22 protein-coding genes are annotated in these 22,811 nt (G+C 63.6%); 11 read left to right on the forward strand and 11 right to left on the reverse strand.

From position 1 onward, the window contains the following. Nucleotides 1-132 precede the first annotated feature (132 nt). Both ACEWPM_RS17220 and ACEWPM_RS17225 read right to left on the reverse strand, forming a co-directional pair. The gene (locus ACEWPM_RS17220; protein WP_393963761.1) at nt 133-993 is read right to left on the reverse strand and encodes an NAD(P)H-hydrate dehydratase; all 861 of its coding nucleotides are present in this window, start codon (nt 991-993) and stop codon (nt 133-135) included. 24 nt (nt 994-1,017) lie between these two features. After that, entirely contained in the window at nt 1,018-1,722 is a 705-nt protein-coding gene (locus ACEWPM_RS17225; protein ID WP_393963762.1) for an NAD(P)H-hydrate epimerase, read from the reverse strand. Nucleotides 1,723-1,896: 174 nt separating this feature from the next. On the opposite strand from ACEWPM_RS17225, the gene ACEWPM_RS17230 reads away from it, so the two are divergent. From ACEWPM_RS17230 to ACEWPM_RS17275, 10 genes are all read left to right on the forward strand, one after another. Continuing rightward, on the forward strand, nt 1,897-2,235 hold the full coding sequence (locus ACEWPM_RS17230) for a P-II family nitrogen regulator (RefSeq protein WP_393933467.1): 339 nt from the start codon (nt 1,897-1,899) through the stop codon (nt 2,233-2,235). A gap of 52 nt (nt 2,236-2,287) precedes the next feature. Continuing rightward, nucleotides 2,288-3,694, forward strand: coding sequence for a type I glutamate--ammonia ligase (gene glnA, locus ACEWPM_RS17235; protein WP_393963763.1), 1,407 nt, complete (start codon nt 2,288-2,290; stop codon nt 3,692-3,694). A 148-nt stretch (nt 3,695-3,842) separates the two neighbouring features. Beyond that, nucleotides 3,843-4,652, forward strand: a complete 810-nt coding sequence (locus ACEWPM_RS17240) for a lytic murein transglycosylase (RefSeq protein ID WP_393963764.1) — start codon at nt 3,843-3,845, stop codon at nt 4,650-4,652. Nucleotides 4,653-4,831: 179 nt separating this feature from the next. Continuing rightward, a complete protein-coding gene (locus ACEWPM_RS17245; protein WP_393963765.1) occupies nt 4,832-5,611 on the forward strand; it encodes a hypothetical protein in 780 nt (259 codons plus the stop codon). A gap of 96 nt (nt 5,612-5,707) precedes the next feature. Continuing rightward, a complete protein-coding gene (gene dddP / locus ACEWPM_RS17250) occupies nt 5,708-7,054 on the forward strand; it encodes a dimethylsulfonioproprionate lyase DddP (protein WP_393963766.1) in 1,347 nt (448 codons plus the stop codon). A 90-nt stretch (nt 7,055-7,144) separates the two neighbouring features. Next, nucleotides 7,145-8,356, forward strand: coding sequence for a bifunctional alpha/beta hydrolase/OsmC family protein (locus tag ACEWPM_RS17255; protein ID WP_393963767.1), 1,212 nt, complete (start codon nt 7,145-7,147; stop codon nt 8,354-8,356). Nucleotides 8,357-8,432: 76 nt separating this feature from the next. Beyond that, entirely contained in the window at nt 8,433-9,737 is a 1,305-nt protein-coding gene (purB, locus tag ACEWPM_RS17260; RefSeq protein ID WP_393963768.1) for an adenylosuccinate lyase, read from the forward strand. Between the two features lie 89 nt (nt 9,738-9,826). After that, the gene (locus ACEWPM_RS17265; RefSeq protein ID WP_393963769.1) at nt 9,827-9,982 is read left to right on the forward strand and encodes a hypothetical protein; all 156 of its coding nucleotides are present in this window, start codon (nt 9,827-9,829) and stop codon (nt 9,980-9,982) included. 212 nt (nt 9,983-10,194) lie between these two features. Then, nucleotides 10,195-11,262 (forward strand): flagellar motor switch protein FliG, encoded by a 1,068-nt coding sequence (locus ACEWPM_RS17270; RefSeq protein ID WP_393963770.1) that lies wholly within the window; start codon nt 10,195-10,197, stop codon nt 11,260-11,262. Nucleotides 11,263-11,357: 95 nt separating this feature from the next. Then, nucleotides 11,358-12,323: a lysophospholipid acyltransferase family protein gene (locus ACEWPM_RS17275; RefSeq protein ID WP_393963771.1), complete on the forward strand. Its 966-nt coding sequence runs from the start codon at nt 11,358-11,360 to the stop codon at nt 12,321-12,323. Here the strand turns inward: ACEWPM_RS17275 and ACEWPM_RS17280 are convergent. Further along, a complete protein-coding gene (locus ACEWPM_RS17280) occupies nt 12,312-13,013 on the reverse strand; it encodes a DUF1223 domain-containing protein (RefSeq protein ID WP_393963772.1) in 702 nt (233 codons plus the stop codon). The genes ACEWPM_RS17275 and ACEWPM_RS17280 overlap by 12 nt on opposite strands. A 386-nt stretch (nt 13,014-13,399) precedes the next feature. Between ACEWPM_RS17280 and acnA the strand changes: the two genes are divergently transcribed. Next, nucleotides 13,400-16,171 carry an aconitate hydratase AcnA gene (gene acnA / locus ACEWPM_RS17285; RefSeq protein WP_393963773.1) on the forward strand — a complete coding sequence of 924 codons (2,772 nt, stop codon included), beginning with the start codon at nt 13,400-13,402 and terminating at the stop codon, nt 16,169-16,171. Between the two features lie 66 nt (nt 16,172-16,237). Here acnA and ACEWPM_RS17290 read toward each other — a convergent pair whose 3' ends face one another. The 8 genes from ACEWPM_RS17290 to secD all read right to left on the reverse strand — a co-directional run bounded on the left by ACEWPM_RS17290 (nt 16,238) and on the right by secD (nt 22,792). Next, a complete protein-coding gene (locus ACEWPM_RS17290) occupies nt 16,238-16,789 on the reverse strand; it encodes a DsbE family thiol:disulfide interchange protein (protein ID WP_393963774.1) in 552 nt (183 codons plus the stop codon). Then, nucleotides 16,782-16,937, reverse strand: a complete 156-nt coding sequence (gene ccmD / locus ACEWPM_RS17295; protein WP_393963775.1) for a heme exporter protein CcmD — start codon at nt 16,935-16,937, stop codon at nt 16,782-16,784. Before ccmD ends, ACEWPM_RS17290 begins: the two co-directional genes overlap by 8 nt. A 1-nt stretch (nt 16,938) precedes the next feature. After that, the gene (locus ACEWPM_RS17300) at nt 16,939-17,670 is read right to left on the reverse strand and encodes a heme ABC transporter permease (RefSeq protein ID WP_393963776.1); all 732 of its coding nucleotides are present in this window, start codon (nt 17,668-17,670) and stop codon (nt 16,939-16,941) included. Between the two features lie 21 nt (nt 17,671-17,691). Continuing rightward, on the reverse strand, nt 17,692-18,348 hold the full coding sequence (gene ccmB, locus ACEWPM_RS17305; RefSeq protein WP_393963777.1) for a heme exporter protein CcmB: 657 nt from the start codon (nt 18,346-18,348) through the stop codon (nt 17,692-17,694). After that, nucleotides 18,345-18,962 carry a heme ABC exporter ATP-binding protein CcmA gene (ccmA, locus tag ACEWPM_RS17310; RefSeq protein ID WP_393963778.1) on the reverse strand — a complete coding sequence of 206 codons (618 nt, stop codon included), beginning with the start codon at nt 18,960-18,962 and terminating at the stop codon, nt 18,345-18,347. Before ccmA ends, ccmB begins: the two co-directional genes overlap by 4 nt. A 62-nt stretch (nt 18,963-19,024) precedes the next feature. Further along, the gene (locus ACEWPM_RS17315) at nt 19,025-19,378 is read right to left on the reverse strand and encodes an Mth938-like domain-containing protein (protein ID WP_393963779.1); all 354 of its coding nucleotides are present in this window, start codon (nt 19,376-19,378) and stop codon (nt 19,025-19,027) included. A gap of 11 nt (nt 19,379-19,389) precedes the next feature. Then, nucleotides 19,390-20,166, reverse strand: coding sequence for a sulfite exporter TauE/SafE family protein (locus tag ACEWPM_RS17320; RefSeq protein ID WP_393963780.1), 777 nt, complete (start codon nt 20,164-20,166; stop codon nt 19,390-19,392). Beyond that, nucleotides 20,159-22,792, reverse strand: a complete 2,634-nt coding sequence (gene secD / locus ACEWPM_RS17325; RefSeq protein WP_393963781.1) for a protein translocase subunit SecD — start codon at nt 22,790-22,792, stop codon at nt 20,159-20,161. Before secD ends, ACEWPM_RS17320 begins: the two co-directional genes overlap by 8 nt. Nucleotides 22,793-22,811: the final 19 nt, after the last annotated feature.

Below are 22,811 nucleotides of genomic sequence, written 5' to 3' on the forward strand. Positions count from 1 at the left end.
GCGATCTCGACCCAAAGGCGTTAGTCTGGCATTCTGATGTTCGTTCATTCGATCCCTCCGAACGGCATTGGTGCTTGCTAACTCCAACCAACTCGCAAGGGATCGAACGGACAACCTGTTGAAAGCTTACAGCTAGACGCCGAGCGCGCGGAGGACTTGAGGCAACGCCTCGGGCAAATCTTCGGCGATCAGGCCCGGCCCGTGGATGAGGGCTGCCTCCACATGAAGCCAGGCGGCGGTTTCCGCCGCCTGCATCGGGGCCTGCCCGCGCGCAAGGAGGCCCGTGATGATCCCGGCCAGGACATCGCCCGCCCCTGCGGTGGCCAGCCACGGCGCAGCGCGGTCCGCGCGCGCAGAGTGCAGACTGCATGCACCGTCCGGCGCGGCGATCAGCGTATCCGCTCCCTTGAGAAGAACTATACAGCCTGCCCGCGCGGCGGCCGCGCGAACGCCCTGCGCCCGCGCCTCCAGATCATCGGCAGGAACCTCCAGATCGGGAAAGAGCCGCGCAAACTCACCTTGATGCGGGGTCAGGACGCAGCGGTCATTCAGTACGCCCACCAGCGACGCGTCCTCGGCAAGGGCGGTCAGCGCATCGGCGTCGATCACCGCCCCTCGGGGCTGGGCGCCCTCCATGGCGCGGAGCAGCGGCGCCGCGCGCGCAATGCCAAGGCCGGGCCCAACGCATAGCGCGTTGATCCGCTCATCCTCCAATGCGGCGGTCAGCGCATCGCCATCCACGATCCGCTTCAGCATCACGGCCGTCTCATGCGCGGACACCTCCAGCTGCGCAGCGGGCGGCACGCCCAGCGTGACCAGACCGGCCCCGATCCTGAGCGCGGCCCGCGCGGCCAGCCGCGCCGCGCCGGTCGCCCCCGGCCCGCCGGTCAGCACCAGCGCGTGACCGTGGTCGTATTTATGCGCACCGCCCGCCTTGCGCAGGCTGTCGATACGGGCGGCAGAGCGGGTGATCTGGCGTGGACAATGATGCATTCTGGCCTCCGGCGGGCGTGTCATTCAGCTCATTAAAGGATCGCTTGGCAGGCCGATATCCTTGACCACCAACGCGCCGCAATGATCCGGACCCCGGGCCATCAGGTGACCGCGCTTGGGCGCATGGAAGGTGACAGTCAGCGCGCAGAACGGGCATGGCGGCGCGAGGGCGTCCGGCCCCACGCCCGGTATGCGCCCGTCATCACTGCCAAGGCCCGAGGGAATATCGACTGCGACGAGGCGCGGCTCGAAATGAGGCCGATCACCACCCTGGCCGGCCAGATAGCGCAAGATCGCGGCCAGATCGCCGGTAACCGGACGGGCAAGGCCTGTGCCAAGGATCGCGTCGATGTATATGTCTGCTTGGGCGGAGCCGCGGAAGGCGCACGGAGTCAATGCGCGCGCGGTGTTTTCCTTGGCCCAGAGGTCATAATTCGCCTGCGCGTCGGGGGGGAGCCGCGCCGGATCACCGTAGAGAAACACCTCGACGTCCCATCCTCGGCCCCGCAAAAGGCGCGCCACGACAAAACCGTCGCCGCCATTATTGCCCGGCCCGCAGAGCACGACCGCTCGGTGCGTGCCGGCAGACAATGCGGGCCAATTGGCGAGCACCGCCTCCACCACGCCTTGCCCGGCACGCTCCATCAGCGTGCGTCCGGTGACCGCGCCGGAAAGAATCGCCGTCTCCTCGATCGCGCGCATCTGCGCGGCTGTAAGCGCCCGGGTCATTTTGACCTCCCCATGGTTTCAGTAGTGCCTATTTTTTGATCACCCTGCCACATTTTTGAGCATTCCCCCGCCAATCTCCGACCGTTTAGCGCCGGTGTGCAGCCGCACCATTGAGCCTTGTACGCCCACATGATCTGACGGGCGCGACGCGACGCTGCCAAAGGAGTTCCGGCGATGAAAAAGATCGAGGCGATCATAAAACCCTTTAAGCTGGACGAGGTGAAAGAAGCCCTGCAGGACGCAGGGATTCAAGGCCTCAGCGTGATCGAGGTCAAGGGCTTTGGCCGCCAGAAGGGCCATACCGAGCTTTATCGCGGCGCCGAATATGTCGTCGATTTCCTGCCGAAGGTCAAAATTGACGTCGTGCTGGACGACGATCAGGTCGACGGCGCCATCGAGGCGATCATCGAGGCCGCAAAGACCGACAAGATCGGCGACGGAAAGATCTTTGTCAGCCCGGTCGAACAGGCCATCCGCATCCGCACCGGCGAAACCGGCTCGGACGCACTCTGATCATCATCCCAAAACCATAGCCCCTGAGAATTTCCAAGCGGAGGACTAAGATATGAGCGCATCTGATCTGCTCAAGACCATCAAGGACGAGGGTGTCGAATATGTCGACATCCGCTTTACCGACACACGCGGCCGCCTGCAGCACGTGACCATGGTCGTCGATCTGGTCGACGAGGACTTCATCGAGGAAGGCTTCATGTTCGATGGCTCGTCCATCGCGGGCTGGAAATCGATCGAAGCGTCGGACATGAAGCTGATGCTGGACACGGGCAGCGCCTATATCGATCCATTTTATGCCGAGAAGACGATCTGCGTGCATTGCTCGATCGTGGAGCCGGACACTGGCGAATCGTATGAGCGCGACCCGCGCGGCACCGCCGAAAAGGCCGAGGCGTATCTCAAATCCTCCGGCATCGGCGATACGGCCTTCATGGGGCCCGAGGCCGAGTTCTTCCTCTTCGACAACGTGCGCTATGCCAATACCGTCAACAAGGTCTCCTATGAGGTCGACGCGCAGGACGGGTCGTGGAACACCGACACTGAATACGAGATGGGCAACATGGGCCACCGACCAGGCCTTAAAGGTGGCTACTTCCCCACCAACCCGACCGACGACGCGCATGACATCCGCGCCGAGATGCTGTCGACGATGAAGCGTCTTGGCATGAAGGTGGACAAGCACCACCACGAGGTCGCGTCCTGCCAACACGAGCTGGGCCTTCTCTTCGGCACGCTGACCAAGCAGGCGGACGAGATCCAGAAATACAAGTACGTCATCCACAACGTGGCGCAGGCCTATGGCAAGTCGGCCACCTTCATGCCCAAGCCGATCTACGGCGACAACGGCAGCGGGATGCACGTCAACATGTCGATCTGGAAGGACGGCAAGCCGCTCTTTGCGGGCGACAAATACGCCGATCTAAGTCAGGAAGCGCTGTGGTTCATCGGCGGCATCCTCAAGCACGCCAAGTCACTGAACGCGTTCACCAACCCGACGACCAACAGCTACAAGCGCCTGGTGCCCGGCTTCGAGGCGCCCGTGCTGCGCGCCTATTCCGCGCGCAACCGCTCCGGCTGCGTGCGGATCCCGTGGACCGAGAGCCCCAAGGCCAAGCGCGTCGAGGCCCGCTTCCCCGATCCGGCGGCAAACCCCTACCTGGCCTTCGCGGCGCTCCTGATGGCCGGTCTTGACGGCATCAAGAACAAGATCGATCCCGGCGAGGCGATGGACAAGAACCTCTACGATCTGCCGGCCGAAGAACTGGAAGGCATCCCCACCGTCTGCGGCAGCCTGCGCGAAGCAGTGACCGAATTGCAGGGCGACATGGACTACCTGCTGGCCGGTGACGTTTTCACCCGCGATCAGGTGCAGGGCTATATCGACCTCAAGATGGAAGAGGTCCTGAAATACGAAACGACGCCGCACCCGGTGGAATTCGGCATGTACTACAGCTGCTGACCCAAATCGGATCACCGATCTACCCGAGGGCGCCCTGACCGGGCGCCCTTTTTCGTCCGGACGGCCCTTTCTGTGCCAAGGCCGGGCTAGGCAGCGGGCCGCGTGCCCGCTAGGCTGCTGTCAGACGTCAAACAACTTCGGGACCATCATGCGCCTCATTGCCCTCTCGCTTCTCGCCGCTCTCTTTGCCGCTCCTGCGGCCAGCCAATGCATCACCAACAAGGGTGCCTTCAATCAATACAAGCAATCGCTCATGCAGACCGCGGCTGCGCAGGGCGTGACACAGCGCGGCCAGCAAGCGCTGGCGCAGGCGGGGTTGTCCGACATCACCTGGCGCTTTGAATCGCAGCCCTCCAGCCAGACCGGCACGCTGCAATCCGACCCGTCGCGTTTTCTGGCGAAACGATCCGGCGCGTCCGCAGACAGCTTTATCGCGCAGGTGCGCAACAGTATTGCCCGCAACCCAAATACATTCGCGGCAATCGAGCAGCGCTTTGGCGTGCCGGGAAGTGTTCTGGCCACGATCTGGGGGCTGGAGACCAGTTGGGGCGGGTATATGGGCCGCACACCTATCGTCAGCGGCGCTGTGACGCTGTCCTCCTATTGCCGCCGCTATCCGCGCTTTGTGCCGCACGCCATCGCGGCGCTGCAACTGGTGGATAGCGGCGTCATTTCCTCGGGCACCCAAGGCGGGCCGTCGGGCGAGCTGGGTCATATGCAGTTTCTAGCGGGGAACTGGGTGAAATACGCCGTAGACGCGGATGGCAATGGCCGCGCCGATCCCTATTCGGCGGCCGATGCGCTGGCCACCGCCGCCAACATGCTTCGGGCGAATGGCTGGCGCGCGGGGCAGCCTTTTGGCGAGGGCACCAGCAATTTTAGCGTCCTCTCGGCGTGGAACGATTCCGGCAACTACCAGCGCGCCATTGCCTATTCCGCCGAACGCGTCGGGCGCTAACAAACTCGGCACCCATTCTCCCTAAGCGAGCATTCCACATAGTAGACACAATCTTATCTAAATATCCCCCAGATTGCAGGGCCAACTGATTCCGTGGACAATCGTTAGGATCAGGAAAGATTATGCGACCGCAATACACTGGAACTGCTGCAGCCTTCGAGTTCGCCAGCCGCCCACCGATGAGTTTCGAATCGCTCGTCGGTGAGTTCGACAGGAAACTGACTCGCGCCGGCGGCGGCCAGAGCCAGTTGACCCGCGATGGCGACGACATCGCGATCTTTGATCGTGGTCCTATCCGCGTTGCCCTTGGCTGGGTCGCACCGGGTGTTCGCAAGAAAAACTGGTACTTGATAATGGTGGTCGGGCCGTCGCCCGAATACAAGGGTCCCATCCCGGATGACACGGCCATGAGCGCAATGGCGAACAGGGTCCTCAAACATGCCGAGGCCCGGTTTCCGACGGATAGCGTTTACCGCTGCGACGTGGATCGCCAGATCGATTCCGATCTGATCGACTTCATGACCGAGGCCGTTCTGAGCACGGACACGCCCAGCGCCCCGAACCCGGTGGATCCACCAATAAACTACGCCGAAGATCTGTCGAAGACGCGCGCCTGCTGGTCGCCGCACATCCTGCTGGCTCACCGTGATGCCGAAGAATACCAAAAGCGGTCCAAAGCCAAGAAGCAACAGGTTCGTTTGCAATCGGGGCGCCTTGTCGGGACGGCGCCGGACGCTTTGCCAGTGCAGGACACTGCACAAGTGGGTGACGACGAGCGCGACCGCGTGGCTCAACTGCGCCAGATATTGACCGAGATCGACCCTGAACAAGCCATCAGCCTGCCCATGCATCTGACACTCTATACCTTCAGCCTGTCGATGATGTTGCACGTGCCCAGCATTGGCGCCGCGCTTTTCATATACAATCTCCTGCGCGAGGATTCGCTGCCCTTCCTTTGATTTTGCGCATATGCGGCAGCCCGGCGTCGGAAATGGATGCGACGCCTGCCTTGCCCCTGCGTCACGCTGGCCCCGCACCCTGCCGGAGCCGCAACCATGAACCTGCATTACCGCGATACACGCAAAATCGACCCCACACGCGGCAAGACGCTGGGCGACAACACCCCGAATGATCAAGACCGGGTAGAGATCGGTCCGACGCGGCTCGCCTATTCCGAATGGGCCACCGCCGGGCTGGAGCTGCCGGATCTGCAGGAAATGCGCCGCTATCGCTGGGAGCGGCTGACGCGGCATGTGGTTCAGCGCGGCTATGCGGGCGTGCTGATGTTCGATCCGCTCAACATCCGCTACGCGACCGACAGCACCAACATGCAGCTTTGGAACACGCATAACCCGTTCCGCGCCGTGCTGCTCTGCGCCGATGGCTACATGGTGATCTGGGATTACAAGAACTCGCCCTTCCTCAGCGAGTTCAACCCGTGGGTAGCCGAGCAGCGCAGTGGGGCGGATCTTTTCTATTTCGACCGGGGCGACAGGATCGACGTGGCTGCCGATGTCTTCTCGAATGAGGTGCGCCTTCTGCTGGACGAACATGCCCCCGGCAACACCCGCCTCGCGGTTGACAAGATCATGCTGCATGGCCTGCGTGCGCTTGAGGCGCAAGGGATCGAGGTGATCCCCGGCGAGGAGCTGACCGAGAAATGCCGCGCCATCAAGGGCCCGGACGAGATTCGCGCGATGCGCTGCGCCTCCCATGCCTGCGAGGTAGCGGTAAAGGCCATGGAGGATGCGGCGAGAGAGGGCGTTCCGCGCGGCAACATGTCCGAGGATGATATCTGGGCCGTGCTGCACGCCGAGAATATCCGCCGGGGCGGCGAGTGGATCGAGACGCGCCTGTTGACCTCCGGCCCGCGCACGAATCCGTGGTTCCAGGAATGCGGCGGGCGCATCGTGCAGGAGGGCGAGATCGTGGCCTTCGACACCGACCTCATCGGCAGCTACGGGATCTGCGTCGATATCAGCCGCACGTGGTGGATCGGCGAAGCAAAGCCCCGTCCGGACATGATCGACGCGATGCTGCACGGGATCGAGCATATCCGGCACAACATGGAGCTGCTGCGCCCCGGCATCACCATCCCCGAGATCACCGAGCGCGCGCATCACCTCGCGCCGCAACACCAGCGCGGCAAGTATGGCTGTCTGATGCATGGCGTCGGCCTTTGCGATGAATGGCCGCTGATTGCTTATCCAGATCAGGCGGTGCCGGGTGCGTTCGATTACGCGCTGGAGCCGGGCATGACGCTCTGCGTCGAGGCACTGATCAGCCCCGAGGGGGGTGACTTCTCGATCAAGTTGGAGGATCAGGTGCTGATCACCGAGAACGGCTATGAGAATCTGACGCACTACCCGTTCGATCCGGCGCTGAGCGGCGGGCTCGCCTGACCTCACCTTGGCGTGACAAATGATACGTAAGGGGTGCAAGCCGGCACGCACATGTCTACTCTTGTCCTGCCAGCCAAGAGGACCGCGCCAATGCCCACAACACGCCTGACATTCACCGGCCATGATGGCGCCGAACTCGCCGCGCGGCTGGACCTGCCCGATGGGCCGCATCTGGCCACGGCGCTCTTTGCGCATTGCTTTACCTGCTCCAAGGATAGTCACGCCGCCCGCCGCATCGCCGCGCGCCTCGCGGGCGCGGGCATCGCCGTGCTGCGCTTCGATTTCACCGGTCTTGGCCATTCCGAGGGCGAGTTCGAGAACACTACGTTCAGCTCGAATGTCGAGGACCTTGCGCTGGCCGCGCAGGCGCTGGACGCGCGCGACATGGCCCCCAGCCTGTTGATCGGACATTCGCTGGGCGGGGCGGCGGTGCTGCGCGTGGCCGGGCGCCTGCCTTCGGTCAAGGCTGTGGTGACAATCGGCGCGCCCTTTGATCCCGGTCACGTCATGCACAACTTCGCCGGCGCGCTGGACCGGATCGAGGCAGATGGCAGCGCCGAGGTGGATCTGGGCGGACGGCCCATCCGCATCGGGCGTGATTTCGTCGAGGATGTCAGCGCCGCGGCGCTCGCCCCCGATATCGCCAACCTTAAGAAGGCGCTGCTCATCATGCATGCACCGCTCGATGCCGTGGTCGGCATCGACAACGCCGCCGAGATTTTCCGCGCCGCGCGCCACCCCAAAAGCTTTGTGACCCTCTGCAAGGCCGATCACCTGATCACCCGGCCGGACGACGCCGAGTACGCCGCCGGGGTCATCGCCGCATGGGCCGCGCGCTATCTGGAACTGCGCCCCCCTGCGCCGCCCCCCGGCGCGCCAGAAGGCATCGTGCGGGTCAGCGAGGCGGATGCGGAAGGCTTCCTGCAGGATATCAATTCCGGCCCACGCCACCACGCCCTCGCGGACGAGCCACTTGCTTATGGCGGCACTGATCGCGGCATGTCGCCCTATGGTTTCCTGTCCGCAGGGCTTGGCGCCTGCACATCGATGACGATTCGCATGTATGCGCGGCGCAAGGAATGGCCGCTGGAGCACGTGCGCGTCGATGTGTGCCACGACAAGGTGCACGCGCAGGATGCCGGAGGTGCCTCGCCCGCAAAGGTGGATCGTTTCATGCGCACCGTCTTTCTTGAGGGCGAGCTCACCGAAGATCAGCGCGCGCGCCTTCTGCAGATCGCCGATAAGTGCCCGGTACACCGCACGCTTGAGGCGACATCCGAAATCGTGACGCGGGAGGGCTAGTCACCCCGCGCCTTGGCATCGGGACGCGCGCGGGCTAAACCCCGCGCAACCGCCACCCAAGCGCAGAGGCCTGCCCATGATTCCACGCTATTCCCGCCCCGAAATGGTCGCCATCTGGTCGCCCGAGACGAAGTTCCGCATCTGGTTCGAGATCGAGGCCCATGCCTGCGACGCGATGGCCGATCTGGGCGTGATCCCGCGCGAGAATGCCGAGGCCGTCTGGAAGGCCAAGGACGTGGAATTCGACGTGGCCCGGATTGATGAGATCGAGGCCGTGACCAAGCATGACGTCATCGCCTTCCTCACCCATCTGGCCGAACATGTCGGCAGCGACGAGGCGCGTTTCGTGCATCAGGGCATGACCAGCTCGGACGTGCTCGACACTTGCTTCAACGTGCAACTGGTCCGTGCCAGCGACATCCTGATCAAGGACATGAAGGCGCTTCTGGCTGCGCTCAAGCGCCGCGCCTACGAACACAAGGACACGGTGCGCGTCGGCCGCAGCCACGGCATCCATGCCGAGCCGACGACAATGGGCCTCACCTTCGCGCGTTTTTACGCCGAGATGGACCGCAACCTGGAGCGGTTGCAGACCGCGCGCAAAGAGATCGCCACCGGCGCCATCTCCGGCGCGGTCGGCACCTTCGCCAATATCGACCCCGCCGTCGAGGAGCATGTCTGCAAGGAGCTGGGCCTCGCCCCCGAGCCGATCAGCACGCAGGTGATCCCGCGCGACCGCCACGCCGCCTTCTTTGCCACGCTGGGCGTGATCGCCAGCAGCATCGAGAACGTCGCGATCGAGATCCGCCACATGCAGCGCACCGAAGTGCTGGAGGGCGCGGAGTTTTTCTCGATGGGCCAGAAAGGCTCCTCGGCCATGCCGCACAAGAAGAACCCGGTGCTGACCGAAAACCTGACCGGTCTTGCGCGCATGGTCCGCTCTGCCGTGGTGCCCGCGATGGAGAACGTGGCCCTCTGGCACGAGCGTGACATCTCGCATTCCTCAGTCGAGCGCATGATCGGCCCGGATACGACGATTACGCTGGATTTCGCGCTGGCCCGTCTGGCCGGCGTTGTGGACAAGATGATCATCTATCCCGACAACATGCTGGCCAACATGAACAAATTTCCCGGCCTGGTGATGAGCCAGAGGGTCCTGCTGGCGCTGACGCAGGCCGGTGTCAGCCGCGAGGACGCCTATGCGATGGTCCAGCGCAACGCCCTCAAAGTCTGGGAAGAGCGCACCGATTTCAAGGCCGAACTTCTGGCCGACAAGGAGGTCGTCGCGGCACTTGGCGAGGACGGGATCGAAGAGAAATTCGACCTTGGCTACCATACCAAACATGTCGACACGATCTTTGCCCGCGTCTTCAAGGACTGAGGCCAGGCAACGGGCCTGCGAAAAAGTGATTAGGTGGCGCAAGGGGTATGAAGTTACCCTAGCGTTACCCAATCACAGGAGGCACCTCCATGAAGACTTTCGGAATCGCACTTGTCCTGACACTGGCGCCCACCTTGTCGCTGGCAATGGGCTGTAATTACGACAAAAGCACGCAAGCAATGACCTGCGCCGCTGGCACCGCCTATGATGCGGACGCCAAGGCCTGCCTGCCCGTCAGCAGCTGACAGGTTGCCCTGGCGGCTCGCCCACGCGGCGGGCCGTTTCGGAATTCACCTGGCATCCGTGCCGCGTAAACGGGGCGGATCAAGCGAGCTATGCATTGATGCCATCGTATCGAGCGCGAAAAGCGGTCGTTGCGTTTGTGTTTTAGACATTTGTTCACCCTTGCCGGTCTAGATTGGCTGCATCGCCCACAAGGGCCTGCACGAGGACCGACATGAGCCAACCTACACCGCTTGCCCGTATCGCGCCGCCCGCGCCGCCGCGCGCGCCCACCGCCGCCCGGCTGACACGGCGCCAGAAGGCGGCGATCATCGTGCGATTCCTGCTCAATGAGGGGGCGGATGTCCGACTGTCGGACTTGCCGGATGCGCTGCAGGGCACACTGACCGCGCAGATGGGCTCAATGCGCTATGTCGACCGCGCGACTCTTCTGTCTGTCGTGACCGAGTTCGCGGGCGAGCTTGAGGCGATGGGCCTGACCTTTCCGCATGGCGTTGCCGGGGCGTTGACGGCGCTTGACGGGCGCATCAGCCCGCAAACCGCGGCGCGGCTGCGCAAGGAGGCGGGTGTACGCCAGTTCGGCGACCCATGGGAGCAGGTGCGCGCCGCCAATGTCGAGGATCTGGTGCCAATCATCCTCGCCGAAAGCACCGAGGTCGCGGCCGTCATGCTGTCCAAGCTGGACGTGGCGCGCGCCGCCGATCTGCTCAGCCGCTTGCCAGGCGACATGGCGCGGCGCGTTACCTTCGCCGTCTCTCACACCGATGCCGTGACCCCCGGCGCGGTGGACCGCATCGGGCTGTCCCTTGCTGCGCAGCTGAACGACATCCCCGAAACCGCGTTTGACGAGGGGCCCGCCAGCCGGATCGGCGCGATCCTGAATTCGACGTCCTCGACCTTGCGCGATGACGTGCTGACGGGTCTCGACGCCGAAGATCAAGCCTTTGCCGAACAGGTACGGCGCGCGATCTTTACCTTCGCCAACATCCCGGCCCGTGTGGCGGAGGCCGACGTGCCCAAAGTCGCGCGCGGGGTCGAGCAATCCGTACTGGTCACCGCACTCGCCGCTGCGGCGGCGGGCGATCTGGGCGACGTGGCCGAGTTCATTCTCGGCAACATGTCGCGGCGCCTCGCCGATGCCATCCGCGAGGAGATCGAGGAGCTGGGCCGTGTCAAGATCAAGGAGGGCGAGGAGGCGATGACACAGGTGGTCAATGGCATCCGCCGCCTGCAGGCCGGAGGTGAGATTACGCTGGTTCAGCCCGAGGGAGAGGACGAATAGGGGTGCGCCGCATTCTGGCAGGTCGCCTCGTGCCTTGTGATCATCTGGGTCGCACTTTATGTCTGCCCAACCCGATCCATGCGGCGAGGCCACCCATGAGCACAGAAAAAACCCCGAGCAAAGACCCATTGGCGCAGCGCGCTGGCGAATATGTCGTCAATCTGGTGCTGCTCGCGCTGATCGGGCTGGCGGGCCTCATGCCCTATCGCTGGCGCATCCCCGCGCTGGGATGGATGACCTCGCGGATCGTGGCCCCTCTGGCGGGATATTCGTCACGGGTGCGCGAGAACCTGGCACTGGCGCGGCCCGACCTGCCGGAGGCGGATGTGCGCCGCCTCATGCGGCGGGTCCCCGACAATGCAGGCCGCAACATGATGGAGATGTTCTCAGCCGCCGAATTCTCTGCCCGTGCACGCCATTCGCCTGTTACCGGCCCCGGCCTGTCCGCGATCCAGAAGGCGCGCAAGGACGGGCGCCCCGTGATCTTCGTCACAGGCCATCTGGGCAGTTTCAACGCGGCCCGTGTCGCAATGGTGGAGCAGGGATTCGAGATGGGCGTCTTCTACCGCCCGATGAAGAACCGCTATTTCAACGTGCATTATACCGAGGCGATGGGATCGCTCAGCCAGCCGATGTTCGAGCAGGGGCGGCGCGGCATGGTGCAGATGACCAAGCATCTGCGCGGCGGCGGCGTTCTGGCCATCCTGAATGACCTCAATGCGCATGGCGGGGTGCCGCTGGACTTCTTTGGCCAGCCTGCCCTGACATCCCTTGTCACCGCCGAGCTTGCACTGAAATTCGACGCGCCGCTTGTCCCGGTCTGGGGGATACGGCGTGATAACGGCCTCGATTTCGATATCCATGTCGAAGAGCCGATCACGCCCGGCGACCCTGTTGAGATGACCCGCGAGTTCAACACCCGGCTGGAACGCCAAGTGCGGGAGCATATGGATCAGTGGTTCTGGATACACCGACGCTGGAAGGATGGCACCGGAGATATGGCCGATCGGGGCGCGGAGCGCATGGCCGAGATGCAGGGCGGCGGGAATCTACCGCAGTAGCGCGGCGGCCTCGACCTTGCCGTAGCCGGGGCGCTGAAGAATGACGGCGATGTTGGCATCCTCCGCCGCCTCGAATGTCAGCGCCAGGGGCTGCGCCGGATCCCAGTTTCCCAATTCGGTCAAATCCGTCACGATATTGACGTAGGAATATGTGTGCCCCGCATTCTCGCCATGGTCGATTGCGACGGTCTGCTGCGGAATGAACCGGGCGAGTTGCACGATCAGCGGTGTGTCGAACCCGCCATCCGCCGTGGCGGAAATGGTTATCTGGCCGTTGCTCTGGGAAATCGTCATCGACACGGCGCGCGGAGCTTCCAGATGCCGCTCGATAATATCGTTCACGTCTTTCGGCCGATTGCCGACCACGCCTTCCACCCCCCCGATCACCATCTGCGGCGTGTAGACCATGTCGCGCCCTGCGGCGGCGGCGTAGCCATATTGCCGCTTGGTATGGGCGGGTTTGCCGAAAAGATCGTCGTAAATGTAGTCCCAGTAATCCACGTGCAGCGCCAGGGCGACCACGTCTTCGCGCGCGGCCAACTCGTGCAGGAAGGCATCCGCGCGGGGGCAGGTTGCGCAGGCTTGCGATGTGAAAAGCTCGACCAGAACCGGCCGCTTGTCACCGGCCTGCGCCAGACCCGGTAGGCCCGAGATCGCGGCCGCGGCGACATACGAGAAGATTTTGCGCATCAAGGCCTCCGCCGGACTTGTCCGATTGCTGCGGGAACCTAAGCCGCGAGCCGATGAAACACCAATCAACGTTTCGTCAGAGGAGCGCGCCCAAAACATGCAGAGGACACTGGACGCAGGCTTCGGTGTGCAATAGTATACAAAAATCGCGATGCCCACTTGATCGCAGTTTTCAAATGCGCCAGAACCACAGGGGATCGCCCCGCCGCGCCAGCATGGGCTGGCGCCGACGATGTCCGAGTGCAACGATTTGGACCTATGCGGCGTTTGTCCGGTAGGCCCACCGATGTACAAGGCTCTGGCCCGCGGACATGACGCACTCAGTTTCCGCACGCCGCCCGCCGCGCCGTGCATCCAACGTTTTGATGACCCGAAAGGATAGCCTGATGCCAATCAATGTGGGACATGATTCCGCCAAGACGCGCAAGACCCTGAAATCAGGGGACCAGACCGTCGCCTACTACTCGATCAAAGCCGCCGAGGAGGCCGGCCTTGGAGATTTCACCCGCCTGCCCGCCGCGCTGAAGGTGGTGCTGGAAAACATGCTGCGTTTTGAGGACGGCAAGACCGTCACGCAGGATGACATCAGGGCATTCTCGGATTGGGCCGAAAAAGACGGCAAGAATCCGCGCGAGATCGCGTATCGCCCTGCCCGCGTCCTGATGCAGGATTTCACCGGCGTTCCCGCAGTTGTCGATCTTGCAGCCATGCGCGACGGAATTGTCGCCCTCGGCGGCAAGGCACAGCAGATCAACCCGCTGAACCCCGTCGATCTGGTCATCGACCATTCGGTCATGATCGACGAGTTCGGCAATCCCCGCGCCTTTCAGATGAACGTGGACCGCGAATACGAGCGCAATATGGAACGCTACCAGTTCCTGAAATGGGGTCAGGGCGCGTTCAACAACTTTCGCGTCGTGCCCCCCGGCACCGGCATCTGCCACCAGGTCAACCTTGAATATCTGGCCCAGACCGTTTGGACCGACAAGGACCAGAACGGCGAAGAAGTGGCGTACCCGGACACGCTGGTTGGCACCGACAGCCACACGACGATGATCAACGGCGTTGCAGTTCTGGGCTGGGGCGTCGGCGGGATCGAGGCGGAGGCGGCCATGCTTGGCCAGCCCATCTCGATGCTGATCCCCGAGGTCGTCGGCTTTGAGTTGACCGGCAAGATGACCGAAGGCACGACGGGCACCGACCTTGTTCTGAAAGTGGTCGAGATGCTGCGCGAAAAAGGCGTGGTCAACAAGTTCGTCGAATTCTACGGCAAGGGCCTCGACAATTTGCCGCTGGCGGATCGCGCGACCATCGCCAACATGGCGCCGGAATATGGCGCCACCTGCGGCTTCTTCCCGATCGACGACGAGACGCTGCGCTATCTCAGGCAGACGGGCCGCGACAAGGACCGCATTGCGCTGGTCGAGGCCTATGCAAAGGAGAACGGCTTGTGGCGCGACGCAGACTATGCGCCCATCTATACCGACAAGCTGCATCTCGACATGGGCACAATCGTGCCCGCGATTTCCGGCCCCAAGCGTCCGCAGGATTATATCGCCCTCGACAATGCGGCGACGGAATTCCACAAATATATCAAGGGCCAGCGCAAGGCCAAGGATGGCAGCGAGAATGCCGAGGGCCGCTGGGAGGCCGAGGGCGGACATGTCGAGCCGCAGGAGATCCCCGGTGACGAAGGCACGCACAAGCGCGGCTACGTGACCGGCGACGAAGCGTACCAGTTGCACGATGGCTCGATCGTGATCGCGTCGATCACCTCCTGCACCAACACATCGAACCCTTATGTCATGATCGGCGCGGGCCTCGTTGCTCGCAAGGCCGCCGAGCGTGGCCTGAACCGCAAGCCGTGGGTAAAAACCTCGCTCGCGCCCGGCAGTCAGGTGGTCTCCTACTATCTGGAGAAGGCCGGTCTGCAGGAAGATCTGGACAAGATCGGCTTCAACCTCGTTGGCTATGGCTGCACCACCTGCATCGGCAACTCGGGCCCACTGGACCCGAAGATCAGCAAATGCATCAATGACAATGACCTGATCGGTGTCAGCGTCCTGTCGGGCAACCGCAATTTCGAGGGCCGCATCAGCCCCGATGTGCGCGCCAACTATCTCGCGTCGCCGCCTTTGGTGGTGGCCTATGCGCTGGTCGGCGACATGAATGTCGACATCACGACCGCGTCGCTGGGCAAGGACAAGGAAGGCAAGGACGTCTACCTCAAGGACATCTGGCCCAGCCAGGCCGAGATCGCCGAACTCGTCGACGCCACCGTCACGCGCGACGCCTTTCAGGAAAAATATGCTGACGTCTTTGACGGCGACGAGAAGTGGAAGGCAGTGGAGACCTCGGAAGGCGAGACCTATGACTGGCCGCCCGAGTCGACCTATGTGCAGAACCCGCCCTATTTCCAGAACATGTCCAAGGATCCGGGCAATATCGAGGATATCGAGGATGCGCGTGTCCTGGCCCTTCTGGGCGATATGGTCACGACCGACCACATCAGCCCCGCGGGCAGTTTCAAGGAATCGACGCCTGCGGGTCAGTATCTGAGCGAGCGTCAGGTGCCGGTGCGCGAATTCAACTCCTATGGCAGCCGCCGCGGCAACCACGAGGTGATGATGCGCGGCACCTTTGCCAATATCCGCATCCGCAACGAGATGCTGGATGATGTCGAGGGTGGCTATACCCTCGGCCCGGACGGCGACCAGATGTCGATCTTTGATGCGGCGATGGCCTATGAAAAGAACGACACGCCGCTGGTCATTTTCGCAGGCGAGCAGTATGGCGCAGGCTCCAGCCGCGATTGGGCGGCCAAGGGCACGGCTCTTCTGGGTGTGCGCGCCGTCATCGCCGAGGATTTCGAGCGCATCCACCGTTCGAACCTCGTCGGCATGGGCGTCGTTCCATTCGAGTTCATGAATGGCGACACGCGCAAGTCACTGGGCCTGACCGGCAAGGAGACCGTCACGATCAAAGGGCTGGCGGACGTCAAGCCGCAGGCCGAGATGCCTTGCACCATCACCATGGAAGACGGCAGCAAGAAAGAGATCATGCTGAAATGCCGGATCGATACCGCCATCGAGATTGAATATGTCGAGAATGGCGGCGTGCTGAACTACGTGTTGCGCGACCTGGCGAAATCCGCCTGATAGACGTCTGCACCAGACATGAAAACGCCCGCGACCTTGGCCAGCGGGCGTTTTTTATTGAGCGGCTTACTGCGCGGCGTTGTCTTCCAATGCCTTGTCCAATGCGGGGCGGAATCGCTGCTCGTAATCGCTGCCGATCAGGGGGCCGGCATAGCGGAATAGGACCGTCCCGTCGCCCGCGACGATGAACGTCTCGGGCGGCGCGGTCACGCCCCAGTCGATAGCGGTAGAGCCCTTGGGGTCGAACCCGGTGGCAAAGAAGGGATCGCCATCATTCGTCAGGTATCTCTGCGCCTGCGATGCCTCATCCTTGAAATTGATGCCCGCCACGCGCAGCCCCTCGGCATCCAGCGCCTTCAGCTTGGGATGCTCGGCCCGGCAGGGCGGACACCAGCTGGCCCAGAAGTTGACGATGGTCACCTCGCCGCTGCGCAGGTCCGCGTCGGTCAGCAGTTGGCGCCCGTCCAGCCCCTGTTCCGGCACCGGCGGCGCGGGCTGGCCGATAAAGACCGAAGGAAGCGCATCGGGATTGCCCCGCTGCATACCGATAAAAAACAGCGCCGCAAGCCCGGCGAACACGACCGGCGGCGCGATCATCAGGGGCGAAATCCTAGCCATTCTTGCGCATCCTTTTCTCCAGCGTCTCCAATTGACGGCGCACCCGCTGAGCGCGCAGCACGGTCAGCGCGCCCAGCGCGCCGAGCAGTGCCAGCGTCACCCCGTAAGAACCCAGCACGGCCAGCGCGTATTTTCCAAGTTCGGGCATGTCATCCCATCCTTTCGCGGGCCAGAAGCGCGCGCATGCGGCGCGCCCGGATCTCGGTTTGGGTGCGCATCAGCACCAGCGCGATGAACAGAAGGACAAAGCCCGCGATGCAGACCAGCAGCGGCAGGTAGAACACATCCGCCACGTTCTCTTCCTTGTCGAGGCTGAGGGACGCGCCCTGATGCAGACCCTGGTTCCAGAAGAGCACCGCGTAGCGGCTGAGCAATGCAAAGACCGACCCGACGAGGCACAGGACCGAGGTGAGGTCGGCAGCGGTGTCGTCATTCTCGATCGCGGACCAGAGCGCGATATAGCCGAGGTAAAAGAGGAAGAGGATCAGGAAGGATGTCAGGCGCGGATCCCATACCCACCACGTGCCCCAGATCGGTTGCCCCCAGAGCGCGCCGGTGGCCAGCGCGATCACCGTCATCACCGCGCCCACCGGGGCGGCGGCGCGGGCGGCCAGCGCACTGACGTGATGGCGCCGCACGATCCAGATCAGCGATGCGACCAGCATCATCAGCCACGCATTGATCGCCATGAGGGCGGCGGGAACGTGCAAATAGATGATCTTGACGCTGGCGCCCTGCCGGTAATCCTCGGGCGTCAGGAAAAAGCCCCAAAAGAGGCCGACGACCAGCGAAATCAGCGCCAGCCCGCCGATCCACGGCAGGACGCGGTCCGAGGTGGCGATGAATTTGCGCGGGTTTGCATATTCCCAGAGCGAGGCCATTCAAACGTCCTTAATCAGCGGCTAGCGCAGGTTGACCCTTACTACCGCAGCCGAGGCGAAGGGCAAGAGGGCGATGGTGCCGGAGGTGATCCCCGCCAGCATGGTCAGGGGCATCGTATAATCCAGCCCCTCGGCACCGCGCCGGGCGGCCTCGGCGCCGAAAATCAATGTAGGCACGTAGAGCGGCAGCACCAAGAGCGACAATAGCAATCCGCCCCGGCGAATACCCACAGTCAGCGCCGCGCCGAACGTGCCGATCACACTGAGCGCAGGCGTGCCCAGGGCCAGCGACAGGGTCAGCGGCAGATACCCCGTGCCCGGCATGTTCAAAAGAACGGCAAGCGCGGGGGCGACCAGAACCAGCGGCAGGCCCGTGGTCAGCCAATGCGCCAGCGCCTTGATCGCCGTCAGCGCCTCCAGCGGCAGCGGCGCGGTGGCCAGAAGATCCAGCGAGCCATCCTCGTAGTCGAGCGCAAAGATCCGGTCGAGCGACAGAAGGCAGGCCAAGAGCGCGCCCAGCCAGAGAACGCCCGGCGCAATGACGCTGTGCAGATCGCCGCGCGGCCCGACGGCAAAGGGCACCAGCGTCACGACGATCAGGAAAAACGCAAGGCCAAGGCCAAAGCCGCCCCCGGCGCGCACGGCAAGGCGCAAATCCCGCATCAGAAGGGCAATCACAGGAATGCCTCGTCAAAATCATCGAGCGCGCTGGCGCGCGCCTTGTAGGGGGTGACATCCAGCGTCTCGGCCTCGTCCAGCCCCAGCTCGATATGCGTGGCGACGATGGCCGCACCGCCGCCTGCCAGATGCGCCCTCAGCGCGGCGGTGAACATGGCGGTGGCGTCGCGGTCCAGCGACACGGTCGGCTCGTCCATGAGCCACACGGCACGGCGCGCCACGATGAGGCGCGAGAGGCCAAGTCGACGCTTCTGCCCGGCCGAGAGGGCGGCGGCGGGCCGGTCTGCCAGCGGTTCAAGTGTATAGGCATCCAGCGCGGCCTCGACATCCCCGCCAGCGAAAATCGCGGCCCAGAAGGCGAGGTTTTCACGCACGCTCAGCGCGCCCTTGATCCCGTCCGCATGGCCCGCGTAGACCAGCGTGCCTTCCTCAGCTTGTACCGCACCCTTGAGGGGCGGCTGCAGGCCCGCAAGCGTGCGCAGCAGCGTCGTCTTGCCCGCGCCATTCGGGCCGCGCAGGATCAGCGCTCGCCCCGGCGCAAGCGAGAGCGACAGCCCCTCCAGCACGGCGATACCGCCACGCGAGACGCTGAGATTTTCGGCCTTGAGCAACATGATGAGACGCTTAGCGCAAAGCGCCGGACGGGGAAAGCGCGATGGACAAGCACCGGTGCCGCCTAGACCGGCAGAACGGCGGCAGCCACGCGACGGCCCTCGGACAAGAGCACATTATAGGTGCGGCAGGCGGCGGGCGAGCTCATCGTCTCGACCCCCATGCCCGCGTCTTCCAGCTGGCTGCGCAGCGCGCCGGGGATATGGGCAATCTCGGCGCCCGTGCCAATGAAAACCACGTCGATCTGACCTACCAGATCCAGCAAGGGTTGCGCATCCTCCAGCCCGCCCCAGCCGCGCGCGCCGGTTTCCGTGACAAGGGCCGCGCCCCGCATCACGCTGCCGCCCACGCGGAAGAAGCCGGGACCATAGCCGTCAATCGGGGTAGCCTCGGTAAAGGTGACTTCGTTCAGCTGCATCTTGTCACTCCTTATGCCCAGATCGGCAGGCCGGTCAGGACGGCCAGCGCGATCACCGTCAGCGCGGCGCGGCGATAGATCCGCTCGTGGATCGGATCGAACAGAGCCTGCCCCGCCACCATGCCGACAAAATAGGGCACCGACAGCATCCCGGCCAGCCATAGCACCGAAACATCGGTGAACCCGCGCAAGAAAAGGTTGACCACGATGACAAAGTCCATTGCCCCGAGGAATAGGATCGTGTTGGCCCGCACCGATTGCGCCATGCGCCCACCCGCAAGGTAGAAAAGAACGACCACAGGCCCGGTCAGCCCCGTCATGCCCCCTAAAAATCCCGCCGCCGCGCCGATGAGAACGATCAGCGGCAGGGTGATCCTGCGCTGGAAATGCCAACCGGAGATCAGCGCGATCAGCGTCCCGCCTGCCATCACCGCGACAATCCATCGCACGATGAGCACGTCGAGCGCCTCCATCACCATGAGGCCCAGCGGCACGGTCGGCAGCGCGGCCAGCACCAGAAGGCCCACCTGCCGGCGATCCGCATGGGCCCAGGCGCGCGGCACCAATGCACCGATGCTTGCCACTTCGACCAGCGCGATGATGGCGATGACATGGACGGGCGGCAGGAATATCCCCGCGACCGGCACAAAGATCAGGGCCGAACCGAAGCCGGTAAAGCCGCGCACGATGCCCGCCACGGCCAGCGTGACGGCCAGCCACCAGACCCCGGGATGGCTCAGCGCAGCCGCCAGCCCTTCCGTCACTGCACCGGTAAGAGCGTCAGGCATCCACGTTGGCGAACTGGTTGCCGGCATTGGCATCCGGCTTGCTCCAGTCGCGCTTGACGCCCAGCCACATCAGGATCACCGCGGCGACAAAGATCGAGCTGTAGGTACCGACGACAATGCCCCACATCATCGCAAAGACGAAGCCTCGGATGACATCCCCGCCCAGGAAGTAGAGCGCGAGGAGCGCCAACATCGTCGTGAACGAGGTCATGATCGTGCGGCTGAGCGTCTCGTTGATCGAAAGGTTCAGCACCTCCAGCAGCGGCCTCGCCTTGTATTTGCGCAGGTTCTCGCGGACGCGGTCGAATACGATGACCGTATCGTTCAGCGAATAACCGACGATGGTGAGCAGCGCCGCAATGGTCGCCAGGTCGAATTGCAGCTGCAACTCCGAAAAGACGCCGATGGTCAGGATCACGTCATGCACCAGCGCGGCAACGGCCCCCAGGGCGAACTGCCATTCAAAGCGCAGCCAGATATAGACCAGCACCGCACCGATCGCCAAGAGCACCGCGATGGCCGCCGTCTGGATCAACTCGCCCGAGACTTTGGGGCCGACACTCTCGACCGAGGTAAAGGTGATGTCGGGCACCGCTTCTTGCAGCGCGCCCTCGACGGCGGCGATGGTTTCGGGCGTGACTGCCTCGGCATCGTCCTGCGCCTGGATGCGGATCATCGACACGTTCTGATCCGGCCCGAAGGTTGGATCGAAGACCTCGGTGATGCTGATATCGCCTAGATCCAGCACCTGCATCGCGCCGCGATACTGCGCGATATCGACTGACTGCTCGCTCTGGGTGCGGATGGTGGTGCCGCCCCGGAAGTCGATACCAAAATTCAGCCCCTGCAGCATGAACGAGCCCGCCGCGATGACGATCAGCAGCGCCGACAGGCCCAGAGACATCTTCCAGCGGCCCAGGAAATTTACAGTGGTATTGGATTTGACCAAGCGCAAAGTGCGGCCCTGTAGCACCGTCTTGGGTCGTTTGCGCTCGAACCACATGACGGCGATGAGGCGTGTGACAAAGATGGCGGTAAAGACCGACGTGATGATGCCAAGGCCCAGCGTGATGGCAAAGCCGCGCACCGGCCCCGAGCCCATGGCAAAGAGGATCACGGCGGTAATGAGCGTCGTGATGTTGGCATCCACAATGGCGCTGAGCGCCTTTTCATAGCCCAGCTCAATGGCGCGGGCGGCGCCTTTGGCGGTCTTCATCTCTTCACGGATACGCTCGAAGATCAGGACGTTGGCATCGACCGCCATACCGATGGTCAGAACGATACCCGCGATACCCGGCAGGGTCAGCGTGGCGCCGATCATGCTGAGCAGGCCGAACATGAGGCCGATATTGATGATCAGCGCGATATTGGCAAAGAGGCCAAACAGGCCGTAGCTGGCGAGCATGAAGACAAGCACCAGCGCAAAGCCGACGATGCTGGCCACCTTGCCTGCCTCGATGCTGTCGGCGCCCAGTTCGGGACCGATCGTACGTTCTTCGAGGAATTCGAGGCCCGCAGGCAGGGCGCCCGCGCGCAGAAGAACAGCCAGGTTCGTGCTTTCCTCGACCGAGAAATTACCGGTGATGATGCCAGATCCGCCGGGGATGTGGCTCTGGATCACAGGTGCGCTGATGACCTCGTTGTCCAGCACGATGGCGAAGGGGCTGCCGATATTGGCCGCCGTATACTCTCCGAAGCTGCGCGCGCCCGTGGGGTTGAAACGGAAGGACACGGCGGGCCGCCCGTTCTGGTCGAAATCGGGCTGCGCATCGGTCAACTCGTCGCCCGTGACGACGGGCGCGCGCTCCAGCACGTAGAAAACACCCTCTTCGTTCAGCGAGGGCAGCACCTCGTTGCCTGCGCCCGCAGGCTCGTTGGCCGAGGAGGCGCGGCCCACGACGGGCTGGAAGGTCAGCTGCGCAGTGGTGCCGATGATGTCCTTCAGCTCGGTCGCGCTGCCGATGCCGGGGACCTGGATCAGGATGCGGTCGCTGCCCTGCCGCTGAATTGTCGGCTCTCGCGTGCCGACCTCGTCGATGCGGCGGCGGATGATTTCCAGCGCCTGCCGCACGGTACGCTCATCGGTCGCGCGCTGCTCGGCTTCGGACAGGCGCACCACGATGGCGCCGTCGCGGGTGGTGACCTCGATATCGCTGGCCCCGGCAGCGGTCAGGCTGGTGACGGGGCTGGCAAGGGTGCGCACGAGGGCGGCGGCCCGCTCGGCCTGCTCGGGCCGCTCATTCAGGCGCACGACCAGTTCGGCACCCTCGGTCGGCTCCAGCCGGATGGTTCCTACCTCTTCGCGCCGTTCGCGCAGAAGATCGCGCACGGCGGGCCACATGCCCTCGATGCGCGATTGATAGACATCCTGGACCTTCACCTCGGCCAGCAGATGCGCGCCGCCGCGCAGATCGAGGCCCAGATTGACCAGCCCGTTTGGCATCCAGCCCGGCCAGGCATCCAGTGCATCCGCGACCTGAGCGGGATCGGTGCCCTGCTCGACTGCCTGAACCGCATCATTATGCGTCTCGACGCGATCATAAAAGGCGTTCGGCAGCGCGAAAAGGATGCCGAGGGCGACAAGACCCCAGATGCAAATACGTTTCCACAGGTCGATCTGAAGCATGTCTGCGCCTTTATAGGGG

The sequence above is a fragment of the Roseovarius maritimus genome (assembly GCF_043355895.2).
Lineage (GTDB): Bacteria > Pseudomonadota > Alphaproteobacteria > Rhodobacterales > Rhodobacteraceae > Roseovarius > Roseovarius maritimus.